Here is a 16,371-nt window from a genome sequence, read left to right on the forward strand (position 1 = left end):
CCGACCAAGCCCCCACGGACCTCTGAGCCAGGGCTCGGCGAGCCGGCCGAGCCCCCACCCGTCACCCGTACGGAAAGGCAGTCATGACCGCACACGACCGGATGTCAGCAGCCGACTCCCACCCCGCCGTCCCGCTCGCCGACGGCGTCAGCCGCCGCGGCCTGCTCACCGTGGGCGGCGCCACCGCCGCGGCGCTCGCGCTGGGCGGTGTGTTCTCCCCGAAGGCGCGTGCCGCCACACCCGCGTTCTACGCCGGGGCCAACCTCTCCGGCCTCGAGGTCAACAGCGGTGCCGTCCCCGGCGTCCCGCGCACCGACTACGCGGTGCCCACCACCACGGAACTGGACTATCTGCGCGCGCACGGCATCAAGGTGGTCCGCCTGCCGTTCAACTGGCAGCGCATGCAGCCCGCGCTCGGCGGCGACCTCGACGCCACCTATCTCGGCTTCGTCACCACGCTCGTCGACCACGCGGGCAGCCACAGCCAGTCACTCATCCTCGACGTGCACACCTTCGGCTCGTACGGCCCGGACAAGATCGGCAGCAGCGCCGTCACCGTCGCCGACTTCGCCGACCTGTGGACCCGGCTCGCCACCGTCTTCGCCGGACGCAAGGGCGTCGCGGGCTACGACCTGATGAACGAGCCCAACGCCATGCCGGACGCCACGGTCTGGCCGACCGCCGCGCAGGCCGCCGTCGACGCGATCCGCGCCGTGGACAAACACACCGCGATCTTCTGCGAGGGCGACCACTGGTCCTCGGCCGCCAGCTGGCAGGCCGTCAACGGCGCCCTCGCGATCAACGATCCGGGCAAGAACCTCGTCTACTCCGCACACGTCTACTTCGACCGCGACTCCTCCGGCATCCACTTCGACTGGCCCACCGAAGTCGCCGCGGGCGACGCCCTGCACACCCCGCCCGCGCCGCTCACCACCGACATCGGGGTGCAGCGCATCACCGGCTTCGCCGACTGGCTCGTCGCCAACGGGCACTACGGCCACATCGGAGAGGTCGGCACCGCCAATACCGACCCCAACTGGCTGACCACGCTCGACAAGACCCTCGCATTCTGCCGGACCAAGGGCATCGGCGTCACCTACTGGGCGGCCGGCGCCTGGTTCCGCAACTACCCCATGGGCATAGAACAACAGGCCGACGGTCGCGACACCGTACAGATGGCCGTCCTGGAGAAATACACCGGCGCCGCCGCGCCGACGATGCTCTACCTGTCCGGTCCGCAGCGCGGCGCCAAGGGAAAGGCGTCGACCGCCTTCACCGCCGACTACCGCGGCTACCACACATCCGCACTGACGATCGTCCCCACCGACAACGCCGCGGGCGGCACCTTCAGCCCTGCGTCCCTCACCATGCCCGCAGGCTTCAACGGCCTGGCCACCTTCACCTACAAGGCCCCGGGCACCGCGACGTACACGATCGGCTGCACCAACAGCTCCGGCCTGAGCGACCCCACACCGCTCGGCTACTCCACCAGAACCGACCCCTACAGCACGCTCGACCCTGCCACCGTCCTCAACGTCCTCGCGACGCAACGCCTCTACAGCCCGTACATCGGCAACGCGGTAACCCTGCGCCGCGCCTCGGACGGCGCCACCAAGAACTTCGGCTTCACCGCAACCGACGCCATGGACACCGCCGCGATCTCCGCGTGGGCCGGCACGAGCGCCGTCAACGTCGTCACTCTGTACGACCAGGGCCCCGGCGGCCGACACGCGGGACCGGTCGTCACCTCCAACAAGGAAGGCAGCGGCGGCACTCAACTGCCCGCCTCCACCGCCGACTACCCCCAACTGGTTCTCGGCGGCCTCAACGACTCACCCGTGCTCCGCTTCGCCGGCAACCGGATGGACGCCGTCTCACCGATCGACGGTCTCACCGGCTTCACCTGCTTCACCGTCGCCAAACCGACCACCGAGGCGTCGATGAACCGGCTCCTGAGCTGGCACCTCACCCAGTACCTGCTGATGTCGGGCGGCGCGGCCGGCACCTTCCAGCTCACCGGCGAGACCGACCTCGACATGGGAATCGACCCCAGCGCCTGGCACATCTACGCCGTGCGCTGGGCAGGTGGCGGCACCCTGTCGACCTATGTCGACGGCGTCCCGATCGCCACCGCCACAGCCCAGACCAGCAAGATCACCTTCCAGTACGACAACCATGTCAACATCGGCTACTTCCGCTGGTACCCGAACGTCTACTACGGCGGCGACGTATGGGGCATGTTCCCGTTCTCCGCCGCCCTGTCCGACGCCCAGATGAGCGGATTCTGGTCCGCGCTGTCGAGTGCCACCGGCATTCCTGTCTGATCGGCGCACGGCGCCGTGCCCCGCCCGCACATCCCGGCAGACGGACAACGGCACGGCGCCGCACGCACCCATCTCCCTCTCCCGAAAGGCATCATTTCCCGATGGCGCTCCTGCCCCACGCGGTCTTCGCGCTCGACCCCGGGCTGATCCCCGAACTGTTCCCGGCCGAGACCCTGGAACGGCTGTGCGCCGGCGTCCGCTGCGACCCGGGTCATGTGCTGCGCGCCCTGGACGACCCCGTCCTGCGCACCGCGGAGATCCTGATCACCGGGTGGGGCGCGCCCTACCTCGGCGCCGGACTGCTCGGGCGCGCGCCCGGACTCGGCGCGGTGATTCACACGGCGGGATCGGTCAAACAGCTCGTCAGCCCACTGTTGCTCGACCAGGGCGTGACCGTCTCCTCGGCAGCTTCCGCCAACGCCAGGCCCACCGCCGAATTCGCGGTCGCCGCGATGCTGCTCGCCGCGAAGCGCGCCTTCACCGAGGCCCGAGCGCTCGCGGCCGGACTTCCCGCCGCGCAGGATACCCGCGACTCCGGCTGGTACCGGCTGACGGTCGGGGTCATCGGCGCCTCCCGCGTCGGTCGGCTCGTCATGGAATTGCTGCGGGCCTACGACGTGCGGATACTGGTTTGCGACCCGTACCTCGATCCGAAGACCGCGGCCGCGCTCGGCGTCACACTCACCGATCTCGACGCGCTGTGCGCCGCAAGCGACGTGGTGAGTGTGCACGCCCCGCAGCTCCCCACCACCGCCGGGATGCTGGGGGAGCGGCGGCTCGCACTCATCCGGGACGGCGGCATCATCGTGAACACGGCGAGAGGTTCCCTCATCGACACCGAGGCGCTGACCCGGCACTGTGCCACGGGACGGCTCGACGCGGTCCTCGACGTCACGGACCCCGAGCCACTGCCGCCCGGACATGCGCTGCTGCACATGCCCAACGTGCTGGTCACCCCGCATCTGGCCGGGTCCCGCGGCCGCGAACTGCGCAGGCTCGGCGAATTCGCCGTCGCCGAGGTCGAGCGGTATCTCGGGGGCGAACCGGTGGCCGGAGCGGTCACACCCGAGGAATTCGCCCGGAGCGCCTGACGCCCCCGCACGTCCGGCGCCCGGACTTCTCGCAAGGACCTTGTGCAGCCGACCTCCGACAGACCTCCCCCCTACCATCCAGCGCCGCCTTACCGGGAGGATTCCCGTGCCGCTCTTCGATCTGCCCCTCGACGACCTGCGCCTCTACCGACCCGCCCGGGACGAGCCGGACGACTTCGATGCCTTCTGGCAGCGCACCCTGGACGAGGCCCGCGCTCGCGCGCTCCCACCACACTTCGAACCGCACGACGCTGCGCTGAGCACCGTGACAGTTGAGAACTGCGTCTTCAGCGGCTGGGGCGGCCACCGCATCCGGGCCTGGGTCCTACTGCCGACAACCGCAGGCAAAGGACCGCACCCCTGCGTGATCAGCTACCTCGGATACAACAACGGGCGGGGCATGCCGTACGAACACCTCGTGTGGCCGGCCGCCGGCTGGGCTGCGCTGATCATGGACACCCGCGGTCAAGGCGCGGTCAACTGCCGTACCGCAGGCGCCACTCCGGATCCGTACGGCGGCACCCATGCCGAAGGCAACGGGTTCGTGACCCGCGGTCTGCTCGATCCCGAGACGTACTACTACCGGCGTGTGATCACCGATGCTGTCCTCGCTGTCGACACGGCCGCCGCCCACCCGGCGATCGATGCCTCGCGGCTGGTCGTACGGGGCGAGAGCCAGGGCGGAGGCATCGCCACCGCCGTCGCCGCGCTCTATCCGGGCGTCAGAGCCGCGCTGGTAGACACGCCGTTCCTGTCCCATTTTCGGAGGGCTGTCATCCTCACCGACCGCAACCCGTACCGTGAGATCGCCGACTTCCTCGCTACCCAACATGGCGCAGAGGACCAGGCCTTCCGCACACTGTCCTACGTGGACGGTGTCAACTTCGCTGCGCGTACCGACGTCCCCGTGCTGCATTCCGTCGGCCTTATGGACGCGACCTGCCCGCCCTCCACCGTCTTCGCCGCGCACAACCACTGGAAAGGGCCCAAACGGATCAAGGTCTACCCGTGGAACGACCACGAGGGAGGCGCCGCCCACCACAGCGAGGTCCAGCTCCGCTACCTCAAGACGCTCTGAACGAGTTCCGCCCCCCGGATCCCGTCCCCCGCAGGCCTGCTAGACCCCGCACTCCCCGGCCTGAACCATCAAGTCTCCACCGTCCTGACCTGGAGGCGGAAGCAATGGCACGTCACGCACACGTGGCACCCCCACCATTGGCGGTTGTCGATCTGACGGGATGACTGCGCGGATTCCCCGGCGCCGAAGATGCGCCCGGCTGGCGCGCGCCGAGCAGGCGCGGTGGGCCAGGACAGCGTTGGATCGGGTCCGGAACCTGCCCCGGCCAACTCAGGACACGCGGATGCGGACATCACCGCCTCGAAGGCTGGCACGTCACCGGCCTGACCGGAGGGAACGGTAAAGGCCCTCCGCGGAGCGTCCGAGCGCGTCATCGTCGGGTTCCCGGCATTCGCCCCCTTGAGCGCTCCGGCGGCGTGCTGATGGGCCCGGACGCTCAGAGACTCTCTGGGCCACAGCCGCACAGCACATTCGCCCCCAACAGAATGACGTCACCGACGCGCACTTCCTTCTGCTCGAATTCACTACACGCGAAAGCCGAACCATCGCAGACAGCGATAATTTGCACGCAGTCAAACTCGATCGGTTTCAGCGAATGCCGAAACTTTGTTTGCGGGCATGCAGAGGGGTGTAGCAACCTGGCACGCGATGGCACCTACGCCCTGGATTGTGCGTCTCAAGCTCAACGAAAGTGAATGACCAACGCAGTCACCTGGAGGTCAGCGAAATTACCGCCGCCTCGATCGCGTCAGCCACCGCGTCGGGGTGAGCGACGGGGACGGCATGGGACGAGTCGATCTCCACGACTGTCGAGCCAGCCCGACGCGCCATGAACCGGAGTGCCTCGGTGGGGATCGACACGTCGGAGGTCGACACGACTGCCCAGCTCGGCAGGTTAGTCCAGGTGGCGGGCTCGGCGAACGTGCCATCGAGGGTGGCGGGGTCGAACGGGTGCTGCGCCGCCGCCATCACCGCGGCGTGCGTGGGCTCGACATCGGCGGCGTAGACCTCGGCAAACCGGTCGACAGCAAGGTAGACCTCGTTGCCGCCGGGATATCGACGGACCATCAGATTCTCTGGGACCAGTTGGGTGCCGGGGAACTTGCCGTTGAGCTCGCCGGAGCTTTCGCCTGCCGCCGGTTGGAACGCGGCCACGAACACGAGCGCGCGAACGGCTTCAGTGAGTGCGGCCGGTGCCGAGATCACTGACCCAGCGTAGGAGTGTGCGGCGACCACGAGGGGCCCGTCGAGCGTGTCCAGCGCGGCCCGCACGTAGGCGACATCACCGTCGAACGAACGCATCGGAAGGGCGGGGGCGAAGACCGGGATGCTCTGTTGCGTGAGCCGCGCAATCACGTCGTGCCACACCGATGCGTCGGTCAGGGCTCCGTGAATGAGGACGGCGGTCGGCAGGGTGTTGGTCACGGTGGACTCCTCGGTCGTGAATCGGGTCGGATCAGGAAACCGGCCGCTGTGGACAGCTGCCAGGACCCGTCCATTCGATTGTTCGACAGCCGTGTGCGGTACGACAGCAACAGGAACGACGCCAATCGATAGAATCCTGCCGCACGGCCTGTGGAGAGCCAGCGCGGATCGTTCGCTGGTGCGCGGGGTCAGCCCGCGGCGATTGTTTAAGGCGGGGTGTCGTGCCAGAAACGCCGTCGGTACGCGGCCGGGCTGAGACCCGTGGCTCGTCGGAACTGTGCGCGCAGGTTTGCCGGCGTACCGAACCCAGTGATCGCGCCGACGTCCTCGACACTCAAGGACGTCGACTCCAGCAGTTCCTTCGCACGCTCGATGCGGCGCCGCTGGAGCCACGCCAGAGGTGTCGTCCCGGTGTGGGCGCGGAATCGTCGATGGAATGCTCGCGCCGACAGGTTCACATGTCCAGCCATCTGCTCGACCGTCACTGGACGGCTCAGCTCGTGCAGCATCCACTGCTGAGCGGCGGCCATCACGTCGTCTCCTGGAGGTTCCGGTGCCACCTCAACGAACTGACCTTGCCCGCCTTCCCGATTCAGCGGCGTCACGATCCTGCGGGCCACATGGTTGGCCACCGCAGGACCAAGGTCCTTGCGAAGCATGTGAAGCGCGAGGTCGACCCCGGCAGTGACACCACCGGAGGTGAGCACCGACCCGTTGTCGACGAAGAACGCGTCCCGCTCGATCGTCACGTCCGGGAACTGCTCGGCAAGGACATCCCAGAGCGACCAGTGCGTAGTCACTCGCAACCCTGCAAGCAACCCCGCCTGAGCGAGCGCGAACGCACCCGAACAGATCGATACCATCTGCGCGCCTCGCGACGCCGCACGGCGGAGCTCGTCGAGTGCGATCGGATCGACCTGTGCTGATGCGGCGTTGGCCCATCCGGGCACGACGACGATCTGGGCCGTTCGCAGGAGCGAGGTGTCGCCATCAGCCACGACCTGCATTCCCCCGGCAACAGCGACCACGAGGCCGCCGACCGAGCACGTCACCACGTCATAGAACTCCGGCGCTTCGCGCGCGAAGACATGCATCGGAATGGCGAAGTCCAGTGGCAGCACGCCGTCGAGAAGCAGCACCACCATGCGCCTTCGAGGCATGTCATGATCCTATCGATTGGATCGATGCCGCCTCGGCAGCATTCGCTACAGGGAGCATTAGCCGTGCATGACGGGCCACGGACGGAAGTGCGGCGCAGAAATGCCACCATCCGCCGATCTTGCCGACAAGTGGCGCATTTATCGTCGTCACCGCCTTCTGACGCGCATTAGTCCAGAAGCGGTCGACGATAAAGACGACCTTCGGCTCGCGGGCTCCGCCATTCTTTACGCCCGTGACGATCACGCTCGGATGTGCGGTGACGCTCGCGCTGCCGTGCGGATTGGAACCATCCGCTCAAAGCAGCTTCACCGGCTCACATGTCAGGCCAGAGTTGCGCCGTAGATGAGCGTCAGGTCGAAGGTCTTAAACGGCACGTTCGCAGCGCTCGTGAGCTGGGCCGCCGTACGGAGGCAGCACCCGGCGTCGGACGGGCCATGACGACCGCTACCTACCGTGCTGCCGAGGCCGTGGGCAAGATCGGCATCTCTTCGCGTAGGCACCAAGCAAGTGCCGCTGGCCACGGTCCGTATCCGTCCTGGGGCGTGACGTGACCAGCCGCAGGCAGCACGTCATATTCGAGCCCGAGCGCGGTGCTCCATCCCGTGGGGTCGCCAGGTGCGTAAGGGTCGGTCACCTAGATGACGACCCGTGGCAGCTTCTCCGACGCCGCGGCCAAGAGTTGCGGGTCGGCAGGATCCTGCCGAAACGCCTCGTTCCTGTCGGCTGCGCTGAAAAGCGTGGTCGCCGAGCGGAGACACCAGCAGCACCCGGATGACCCGAAGTTCCGCCGGCAGGCTGAGCGCGGCGCGTAGCCACAGGGCGCAGCCAAGGGAGTGGCACACCACTACTCGCTCACGGTTGCCGAGTTGAGCGAGTTCGGCGTACAGCAGGTCAAGCCACGCGCTCACCGACGGTTGCTCGGGGGCAGAAAGCTGCGGGTAGAGGACTTGCTCGCCGTGTTGACGCAACACCTCGGTCAGCCACCACATCCAGTGCTGGCGTGGGCGACGATGCTGCACACCGTGGACCATCAGGAAGCGCCGTGCAGGCGAGAGCAGCGGGGAACCAGGCGACCCGGTTGTCTCAGTCGTGCTGTTCATCGGTCTCCTTGCTGACCTCTGCATGGATTGACGCGCGCCAGATGTCGACGACGGCGACCGTGCAGAGGGTTGTCGCACGGCCGTCGCTAGCCGACGACGCCCCTGGAGAGGTGGGAGTGCACGACCTTCCAGGCGCCATGCAATTCGATCATCACGATCGTCTGTCGGCCTCTTCGAGTCTCACCGGAGGGCATCCGGAAACGCGGGAGATCTGTCACCCATGCCACATTGTTGCGGACGAATCCGGAGGGGTGGGACTCGATCTGGATGTCGGCCGGCTCGCTGGCTTCCAGCAGTTGGAGGAACTTCGCCAATGTGACTTCGAGCGGGAAGCTGCCGATGGTGTGCACGGCGGTATCGTCGGGTGTTGCGGCGTTCGCGCGTATGAACTCAGCATCCCGATGTAGATGGGCTCGTAGCCACTGTGTCGATAAGGCCAGGGCCTCGTGAGGGGCTGGTTGAACCTGCGGCACGGTTTCTCCGTAAATGGTGTCCAGCAGCTGGTGCAGTCGCGCCGGTGCGCCAGCCGGTCGTCGTTGTCGTTCATGTCGTTCGCGACATGAAGGGTGATGACGCTGGGCTTGTGACGGGCCACTTCCGTTTGAGCGACGGATTCGAGTTCGTCGATCGTGTACCCCGGGTGGCCTTCGATCTCGTTGGCGCCCATCGAACCTGACCGCTGGGATCCGACCATGTCGACCCGTCCCACGGTCGTTTTCAGCAGCGTCTGCATATCTGCTCGGCAGCCGTTGCCCGTACTGCTGCCGATCCCATACGTGATGGAGTCGCCGAATGGCATCAGCCGAACACGCTCGGACTCCGCATTACGGCCGATGCACTGGTTCCCGCGGCCGCTCAGTCCTGTCGTCTGCGTAATCCAGCCCGCGATGCCGTCCGTCGCGACCGCGTCTGCGTAACTCTGCAGCGTGGACGCTTGAATGATGACACCGCACGTGATCCCACGGTAAATGATGCCAGCGCCCGAGTCGCCGTGCGTCGCGAGTCCCGGGGCCGTCCCGCTCGGGACCAGCCGGCAATGATTAGGGGCTGCCCCAGTCCCCGCAGCCAAGCTCATGGTCGCAGTCTTCATCAAGGTCGTCGGCTGCCCGGGATTTTCACTGGTCTCACCCCACCCGGAGATGGTCAGGGTGGGGCGGGGGTCGGAACCCCGGGCGACCCGAGGGTGCCGGTCCCGAGCCCCACCGACAGCGACGCCGGCACCGAACTGCTCAACTTGATCAGGGCTGCATCCGTCGTCGGGTGCAACACAAATTGCGCGGCACCATGGTCGATGCCCTGACCCTGCCGCCGGCTGTTAAGCCGCAAGGTTGCATTGTCAGGAATATGGCTGCCTGCCCGGATCCGGCAATAATGCAGTGTTTCGCGGTCAACTCCCACGTGGCGCTCCTCAACGTGCCGGCGCACCGGCACGCACCATTCACCTCGAACTGCGTGTCCCCGCGAATGACGATTGCGGCCTGCCCGTCATCGATTGCCTGCGCGATTGGCGCAAAAGCGGTGTAAATTCCCAGGGGCATGGTGATCGCTGCGCCGCGGCGATCACCATGCGCAGCGGCACCCGTCGCTGTCCATGGCTTTGCGAGCAGATGGGAAAAGTGTTGTCGCATTCTGCATCTACTCCTGAGCGAAACAAGTGGAAGCAGCACTGCCGGAACCTGGCTCGGCGAAAACAAGGCGCGCCGTGGCCGGCGCGATCCGGGGTCGCAGCTATTCCGCGGCCGAGTGGACCGGTCGCTACGCCACGTCCGGGACTCACGTCACGGCGCAGCTCGACCTGCCGCGGTCAGCTTGACCGTGCGGGCTGCAACCCCCGCGTTGCCGCAGGAGTGACGAGGGAAAGCCGTCCGGTGGTGACGTCGTAGGCGTAGCCGGACACCGTGACGGCGTCTGGGAGGAAGGGCGCATCGAGGATGCGCCGCACGTCCACGGGAACGGTTAGATGCGGATCGGTGACCGCGGTGTCGAGCAGCACCTGATCGTCGTGCCCATCCGCGACGAACCCGGCCCGCAGGTCGTCGTCGGCCATCAGGCCGGAGCCACAGTCGGTGTGGTGGATGACAACGATCTCGAACCAGTCCGCATCAGGGGTCTTCGTCCGGTGCAGGTAGCAGATCCAGGCAAGGTCTTCCAGGAAGGAAGGGTTCGCACGTCCGCCGACGGTGCGGGCGACGATGGCGTCGCCGAGGTCGAGCTCAAGAATGCTGGACGGGTCCACCCGCGGGTCGATGCAGGTGAGGACGTAGACCTGCCGATTGGGCAAAAAAGGGATCGCCGGCACGCGTTCCCTGGCGTCCGTTGATGCGAAGTGCTCGTTGTGTTCCAGGAGGCGGGTGAAGCCAGTCATCGAAATCCTCGTCCTCGGATCGTAGGAATGCGGAGGCGGACGCGTGGTCGGCCGCCGCAGGCCTACTTCACAGCCCGATCCGGCGCCTCACAATGGGCGAGTCGTTCCTGGGTGCGCGACACCCGGCCGAACACCCACTGCCGACCGCTGCTCAGGTACGGAGGCCGGCCAGGCGGGCAGCGGTGGGCGATCCGGCGGGTGCGCCGATGACGACCAGTTGCTGTCCGTCGACTCCGCGCACGTCGAAGGACTGATAGTCCACGTCGAGGTCGCCGGCGCGGGAGTGGCGGAACCGTTTGGTCATGGTGCGCTTGACCCGCACGTCCTGGGAGTTCCAGAGCAGGTCGAAGTCCATGCTCCGGGCGCGCAGTTCGTCCACCAGAGCGAGGAGCGAGGCGCTGTCCGGCCACAGGCCAAGCGAGAAACGGAGATTGCCCACGACGTCGACGGCAATGTCGGACCAGTCCCGGTAGAAGCGGCGTCCGACCTCGTCCAGGAAGCACATTCGCGCGAAGTTGTCCCTGATCGTGAAGTCGGAATGGAGCGCTTCGGCCAACTCGTTACGGGCCAGTACACCGAGATCGTGGCCCAGCACGAGCGCGGGACTGCCGGCCAACTGGTCCAACAGTCCGCGCAACATCGCGCTGACGCCGAGGCTCGGGGGGCTCCCGATCACCAGCGCGACTTTGGCGAGACGGAACATGTGCTCTCGCTCGTCGGGCCCGAGCCGCAGCGCACGACCGAGCGCCTGCAGCACCTCCGGAGACGGGTGCTGCTCGCGGCCCTGTTCGAGCCGGGTGTAATAGTCCGCGCTGACACCCGCCAGGATTGCCACCTCTTCCCGGCGAAGCCCCGGCACCCGGCGCAATCCGTCAGCGGTGAATCCCGCGCGCTCCGGGGCCACCGCGGCGCGACGTGCGCGCAGGAACCCTCCAAGTCCGCTCCCGGCTGTCTCCGCACCTTCCGCGACATCGCCCACGGGTCCAACGTTAACCCGCCCCAGCGCGCGAAAGGGTCGGCAGGGAGGTCGTGCGCCGAGGAGTGCGGACTGCCCGGGTCCGCGGATCCTTGCTCCCGTTGTGGGCGGTGCGGGCTCGGAGCTGCCGGTCCGCCACGGGGAGGGAGTCCGAGGTCGCCGATACCGGCCTGGCCGACGCGGGTGGTGCTACATCGCCCGGGCTGTTTGCTGATCTTGAGTGTCGAAGCCGAACCCGAACAGCAACCCTGAAAGGCCGGTCAGTCCGCGGTACCGGTTTGCGCGCGTTCGCGGAAGTCGATGATGGCGTCGCCATGGTCTCTGGCCCAGGTGGTGAGCCCCTCGATGGGGTCGATCAAGGTGCGGCCGAGGTCGGAGAGGCGGTACTCGATCTTTCGCGGCGTCGCGGCATGGCGTTCGACGAGGCCATAGTCCTGGAGCCGGCGCAGCGTCTGGGTGAGTACCTTGCGCGAGACCCCGCCGATCAGGTCGATCAGTTCGCCGTGCCGACGAGGCTTCTTGCTCAGACCGTGGAGAACGAGCACGGCCCACTTGTTGGAGACGATCTCGACCGCCAGACGGGTCGGGCAGTCGGCCAGGAAGACATATCCAGCCCTGTTCTGCATGAGATCCAGGGTACCTGGAGGTAACCGACGACTGCCTAGCGTGGTGGCCACGTCAGAGAACCAGCATCAGACACTGAGGAGTCACCATGCCACGAGTCGTCGTCTTCGACGAGTTCGGCGGACCCGAGGTCCTGCGCATCGTCGCCGATCCTGCCGTCGAGCCCGAGGCCGGGGAGGTCCGAGTCAGAATCGAGGCGTTCGCCGTCAATCCGCTCGACGCGATGATGCGTTCGGGCACCTCACCGGCCCCCGTGCCGCTGCCGCATGCGCGCCTGGGCATCGAAGCGACCGGCGTCATCGACGCCGTAGGCCCCGAGGTCGTCGGACATCGGGTCGGTGATCCAGTCATCATCACCGCGATCCCCAACGCGAGCGTTCGCGGCAGCTACGCCGACTACACCACGATCCCCGCCAGCGCGGTCATCCCGAGGCCGGCCGGCCTCGACATTCCACAAGCGGCAGCGATCTGGGTCGCCTACTCCACCGCCTACGGCGCCCTGGTCGAGGAGGCGAAGATGAGACCGGCCGATCTCGTGCTCATCTCCGGCGCCTCAGGTGCCGTCGGCCGCTCGGCGATGCAGATCGCCAACCAGCTCGGCGCGGTACCCATCGCCATCACCCGGCACGCCGCGAGATCCGACGAACTACGCTCCGCCGGTGCTGCCGCCGTGATCTCGACTGACCACGAAGACATCGTGGACGCCGTTCACCGCCGCACCAGTGGTGCCGGCGTCGACATCGTCCTCGACCTCGTCCGCGGCCCCGGCCAGCACGACCTGCTGAAAGCCACTCGTCCCGGCGGAATCTTGGTGGCAGCCGGCTACCTCGATCCTCGTCCCACACCCGATTTCGGTGACACACCGGTCACTGTCATCAACTACCGAGGCTTCGATCACCTCTCCGATCCCGCGGTGGTAGGGCGTATGGCGGCCTTCCTCAGTGCCGGGGTCAGCCTGGGTGCGCTGCAACCCGCGATCGATGAGGTGTTCCCCCTCAACGACGTCGTCGAAGCACACCGCCGGTTCGACAAGGGACTGCACGCCGGCAAGAAGATCGTCCTCACCACCACCTAACGGCGTGGCAGACAGGTAATCCGCCGACGCTCACACCACAGGTCTTCGCGCCTTACAACGGCTAACAAATGAGGTGAATCGGTCCTGGTGGCCGTGTCTGGCTTATGAGTTGGGCGTTGGGCCGGTCGTGGGGGTCTCGCGCCGTGGGTCGCGTCGGATGAGCTTTGGGAGCGGATCGAGCCGCTGCTGCCGAGGAGGGAGCGGCGGGTTCGGTATCCGGGCCGTGGGCCGGTGCCGGACCGTGAGGTGCTGTGCGGCATCCTGTTCGTGCTCCACACCGGCATCCAGTAGGAGCACCTGCGGGCCGATATGTCTGTCTGACCTGCGCAACTGGCAACTTGGCGCCCAGCTTGTCGGCCGCCTCGCAGGCTTCGCTGGCCCGGCTCCGGTCCCCGGGGAATCCGGAAAGGTTATCGGCAAGTTATGACGACCTCGCAGCTGCCGCCGCGGCACCCAACGTGCCGCAACCGGGCTTACCGATCCTGGATGTCCGGCAAGGTCGTATCCGAGGCGGCGTAGAGGAACTGCAGGAGCTTGCCGTATGCCTCGCTATGCGCTGTATCACTCTCTGCATGGTGCTGCGGGGTTTCCGACCCATTGTCAACCGCGTGGAACCAGTCGATGACTGCGCCGAAAAATGGCACCAAAGCGCCTGTTGCCGCTTGCGCTGCAGTGCCCATCTCGCTGGGACCTTCCACGAAAACGATGTGCTGAAGGCGGTCGAGCTGGCGGTTCAGTGCTCGTGCTTCGTTCCAGAGGCGGCGAGCGGTCTGGCGGCGCTCTTCTCGTTCCTCGGGAGGGTCGCTCTCTTCGATGCCTCCGAGTTTGATGCTCGCCTCGGTCAGCGTTCCGTGTACTAAAGGGTGTTGCAGAAGGGCTGGTTCTGGGCATTTTTCCCATATGGGTGGGGTGTTGAGAGCTGAGCGGGTGTGGGTGGAGACGTTCACCGGGCTGCGGGTTGAGCAGTTCGGCAGGCTGCTGCAGGTGGTGCGTGAGCGGGGCGGCGAGGGCCCGCGGTTGGGCCGACCGTGGTGTCTGCCGCTGGCCGAGCGGGTACTGCTGGTAGCGGTGTACTACCGCACGAATCTGACGATGCGGCAGCTGGCGCCGCTATTCGGTGTCTCCACGGCGACGGTGTGCCGAGTGGTACAGAAGCTGGGGCCGCTGTTGGCACTCGAGCCTGTCCCCCGCAGCCAAGAAGGCGTCGAGCGGTTGTGGATCGTGGACGGCACGCTCATTCCGGTCCGCGACCGGAGTGTCGCGGCTTCCTCGAAGAACTACCGGTTCTCGGCGAACGTGCAGGTCATCATCGATGCCGACACACGCCCGGTCGTCACCACCGCCCGCCCGGCACCAGGCAACCGCGCCGACGCGCAGGTCTGGCGTGCCTCCGGCCTGCCCGAACAGTGCCAGAACGCGGTCGTGCTCGGCGACGGCGCTTACATCAACACCGGCCTTGTCGTCCCCCACCGAAAACGTCCCGGACGCCCCCTGCTGCCCGGCGAGGAAGCCGACAACGCCGAACACCGAAGAGTCCGCGCCCGCGTCGAGCACGCCTTCGCCCGCATGAAGACCTACAAGATCCTCCGCGACTGCCGACAAAAAGGCCCCGGCCTCCACCACGCCGTCCAGGCCGTCGCCCACATGCACAATCTCGCCCTGAGCGCATGAACACCACCACCTGGCACCGACGCCAGCCTGCCCACGAACCCCCTTCTGCAACACCCTTTAGGGCGTGTATCGAAAGTGCATCCGGATCAGTGACTGACGCGGTTGTGAAGAGTTGATCTACTGCTCTGGCAGTAGGGGCTCGTGCGGTTGCGGTAATGGGGAAGTACCCGCAGGAGCATGAAGACCCGCGCCGGGCTCGGGGGCGAGGCTGGGCAGCTTCGTTTCCGCTCTGATCTGGGGTGTTCTGCTGATGGCAGCTTTGTTGTACCGGCCGGGCCGGGGTGCCTTCCGCCACCGGTGGCTCGTGATGGTGCTGTGGCTGGCGGTCGTCGGGGGTGTGGCGGCGGCTGCTGCTCAGGCTCCGGCGGCCCCGCCGGACGATGACACCATTCCTGGCACCGAGCTTCAGCAGGCGAACGATCTGCTGGAGCGGGATTTCCACGCGAACGCGGACGGTGCGAGCGCGCAGTTGGTGTTCGTAGCGCCGGACGGGCGCAAGGTCACGGCTTCGGCTTACGAGAAGGCGATCGGCGAGGCGGCGGATTCCTCGCAGGTGGCCGGTGCGAGTGATCCGTTCGCCGATCACACGGTGAGCGAGGACGGTTCCACGGCGCTGGCGACCGTGAACTACACGGCTGTCTCGGACGATCTCACCACGGGCACAAGGACGCGTTGCAGGACGCTGTCGACCGGGGGCACGCGGCGGGGCTCACGGTCGAGATCGGTGGCAACGCGCTGCACACCGCTCCGTCGGAGGGGGCCGGGGTGATCGTGAGTGTGGCGATCGCCGCGCTCGTGCTGGTGCTGACGTTCGGGTCGCTGGTGGCGGCCGGGCTGCCGTTGCTGACGGCAGCGATCGGGGTGGGTCTGAGCCTCGCCGCGATCATGGCCCTCTCCAGTGCTCTGGGGTTGCCGGTGTCGGTGAGGCTGCCGCCGTCCACGGTCACCTCGGACGCCCCGACCACGAGGGGCGCCGCCTGCGGGGCGCCGGCCAGTCGGCAGTCGGTGAAGCGCACCGGGCCGCTACCGCGCAGCAGGTTGCCGTCGAGCCCGGTGAAGGTGGTGCGCACAAAGTGCACCGGCGCGGTCACCGGGGTCTGCACCAGCACGGACGCCTTCGGCAGGTCGAAGGCACAGTCGGTGACGGTGGTCGGCCGGGTGGAACGCGCGGACTGCTGGGCGACGGCGAAGAAGGAAGCGCTGCAGCCGCGGAGTTGGGCGCCGTCGGCGTTGATCACCAGGGCGCCGGCCGGGTCGAAGGTCGGCCGGGGGACGACGTGGACGTTCTCCAGCGTCAGGTCGGTGATCTTGGTGTTGGCGGTGAACCAGGAGCAGACATGGTTGCGCACAGTGATCCGCTTGGCGGAATCACCCCACTGCGCACCGGAGTTGGCGATGTCCATCAGGCCGGAGTTGCCGTCGAAGAGCAGGTCGTGTTCGTACTGCCCATGGGTGGTGAACGGGTTGCCGCCCTCGTCGTC

General features: G+C 67.1%; 16 protein-coding genes and 1 pseudogene. 8 read left to right on the forward strand and 9 right to left on the reverse strand.

What is annotated here, in order from left to right:
* The first annotated feature begins 83 nt into the window (after window positions 1-83).
* From BM076_RS32000 to BM076_RS32010, 3 genes are all read left to right on the forward strand, one after another.
* The gene (locus BM076_RS32000; RefSeq protein ID WP_093717252.1) at window positions 84-2,324 is read left to right on the forward strand and encodes a cellulase family glycosylhydrolase; all 2,241 of its coding nucleotides are present in this window, start codon (window positions 84-86) and stop codon (window positions 2,322-2,324) included.
* A 101-nt stretch (window positions 2,325-2,425) separates the two neighbouring features.
* Window positions 2,426-3,415: a hydroxyacid dehydrogenase gene (locus BM076_RS32005; RefSeq protein ID WP_093717253.1), complete on the forward strand. Its 990-nt coding sequence runs from the start codon at window positions 2,426-2,428 to the stop codon at window positions 3,413-3,415.
* Between the two features lie 106 nt (window positions 3,416-3,521).
* Window positions 3,522-4,493, forward strand: a complete 972-nt coding sequence (locus BM076_RS32010; protein ID WP_093717254.1) for an acetylxylan esterase — start codon at window positions 3,522-3,524, stop codon at window positions 4,491-4,493.
* A 708-nt stretch (window positions 4,494-5,201) separates the two neighbouring features.
* Here the strand turns inward: BM076_RS32010 and BM076_RS32015 are convergent.
* From BM076_RS32015 to BM076_RS32045, 8 genes are all read right to left on the reverse strand, one after another.
* Window positions 5,202-5,918 (reverse strand): alpha/beta fold hydrolase, encoded by a 717-nt coding sequence (locus BM076_RS32015; RefSeq protein WP_093717255.1) that lies wholly within the window; start codon window positions 5,916-5,918, stop codon window positions 5,202-5,204.
* A 206-nt stretch (window positions 5,919-6,124) separates the two neighbouring features.
* A complete protein-coding gene (locus BM076_RS32020; RefSeq protein WP_218160134.1) occupies window positions 6,125-7,057 on the reverse strand; it encodes a GlxA family transcriptional regulator in 933 nt (310 codons plus the stop codon).
* 22 nt (window positions 7,058-7,079) lie between these two features.
* Complete coding sequence (locus BM076_RS36270) at window positions 7,080-7,322, reverse strand: hypothetical protein (RefSeq protein ID WP_143120697.1); 243 nt, start codon at window positions 7,320-7,322, stop codon at window positions 7,080-7,082.
* A gap of 326 nt (window positions 7,323-7,648) precedes the next feature.
* Window positions 7,649-8,203, reverse strand: coding sequence for an alpha/beta hydrolase (locus tag BM076_RS38380; protein ID WP_093717257.1), 555 nt, complete (start codon window positions 8,201-8,203; stop codon window positions 7,649-7,651).
* A gap of 62 nt (window positions 8,204-8,265) precedes the next feature.
* Window positions 8,266-8,652 (reverse strand): nuclear transport factor 2 family protein, encoded by a 387-nt coding sequence (locus tag BM076_RS36885; RefSeq protein ID WP_177246711.1) that lies wholly within the window; start codon window positions 8,650-8,652, stop codon window positions 8,266-8,268.
* Between the two features lie 1,331 nt (window positions 8,653-9,983).
* Window positions 9,984-10,544 carry a carbonic anhydrase gene (locus BM076_RS32035; protein WP_093717259.1) on the reverse strand — a complete coding sequence of 187 codons (561 nt, stop codon included), beginning with the start codon at window positions 10,542-10,544 and terminating at the stop codon, window positions 9,984-9,986.
* A gap of 151 nt (window positions 10,545-10,695) precedes the next feature.
* Window positions 10,696-11,523, reverse strand: coding sequence for a helix-turn-helix transcriptional regulator (locus tag BM076_RS32040; RefSeq protein WP_093717260.1), 828 nt, complete (start codon window positions 11,521-11,523; stop codon window positions 10,696-10,698).
* Window positions 11,524-11,780: 257 nt separating this feature from the next.
* Window positions 11,781-12,146 (reverse strand): winged helix-turn-helix transcriptional regulator, encoded by a 366-nt coding sequence (locus BM076_RS32045; protein ID WP_093717261.1) that lies wholly within the window; start codon window positions 12,144-12,146, stop codon window positions 11,781-11,783.
* A gap of 86 nt (window positions 12,147-12,232) precedes the next feature.
* Between BM076_RS32045 and BM076_RS32050 the strand changes: the two genes are divergently transcribed.
* Window positions 12,233-13,219 (forward strand): zinc-dependent alcohol dehydrogenase family protein, encoded by a 987-nt coding sequence (locus tag BM076_RS32050; RefSeq protein ID WP_093717262.1) that lies wholly within the window; start codon window positions 12,233-12,235, stop codon window positions 13,217-13,219.
* 127 nt (window positions 13,220-13,346) lie between these two features.
* Window positions 13,347-13,507 (forward strand): annotated as a pseudogene (locus BM076_RS32055) (transposase); the annotation flags it as partial.
* Window positions 13,508-13,692: 185 nt separating this feature from the next.
* On the opposite strand, the gene BM076_RS36275 reads toward BM076_RS32055, so the two are convergent.
* Window positions 13,693-14,166, reverse strand: a complete 474-nt coding sequence (locus tag BM076_RS36275) for a hypothetical protein (RefSeq protein WP_143120698.1) — start codon at window positions 14,164-14,166, stop codon at window positions 13,693-13,695.
* On the opposite strand from BM076_RS36275, the gene BM076_RS32065 reads away from it, so the two are divergent.
* From BM076_RS32065 to BM076_RS38390, 3 genes are all read left to right on the forward strand, one after another.
* A complete protein-coding gene (locus tag BM076_RS32065; protein ID WP_093717264.1) occupies window positions 14,120-14,890 on the forward strand; it encodes a transposase family protein in 771 nt (256 codons plus the stop codon). The genes BM076_RS36275 and BM076_RS32065 overlap by 47 nt on opposite strands.
* Before the next feature lie 307 nt (window positions 14,891-15,197).
* Window positions 15,198-15,659, forward strand: a complete 462-nt coding sequence (locus BM076_RS38385) for an MMPL family transporter (protein ID WP_407640740.1) — start codon at window positions 15,198-15,200, stop codon at window positions 15,657-15,659.
* Window positions 15,563-16,371 (forward strand): MMPL family transporter (locus BM076_RS38390; RefSeq protein WP_177246712.1); only part of this gene is annotated, 809 nt, incomplete at its 3' end. The genes BM076_RS38385 and BM076_RS38390, both read left to right, overlap by 97 nt.

This window comes from Actinacidiphila alni, assembly GCF_900112845.1.
Taxonomy (GTDB): Bacteria; Actinomycetota; Actinomycetes; order Streptomycetales; family Streptomycetaceae; genus Actinacidiphila; species Actinacidiphila alni.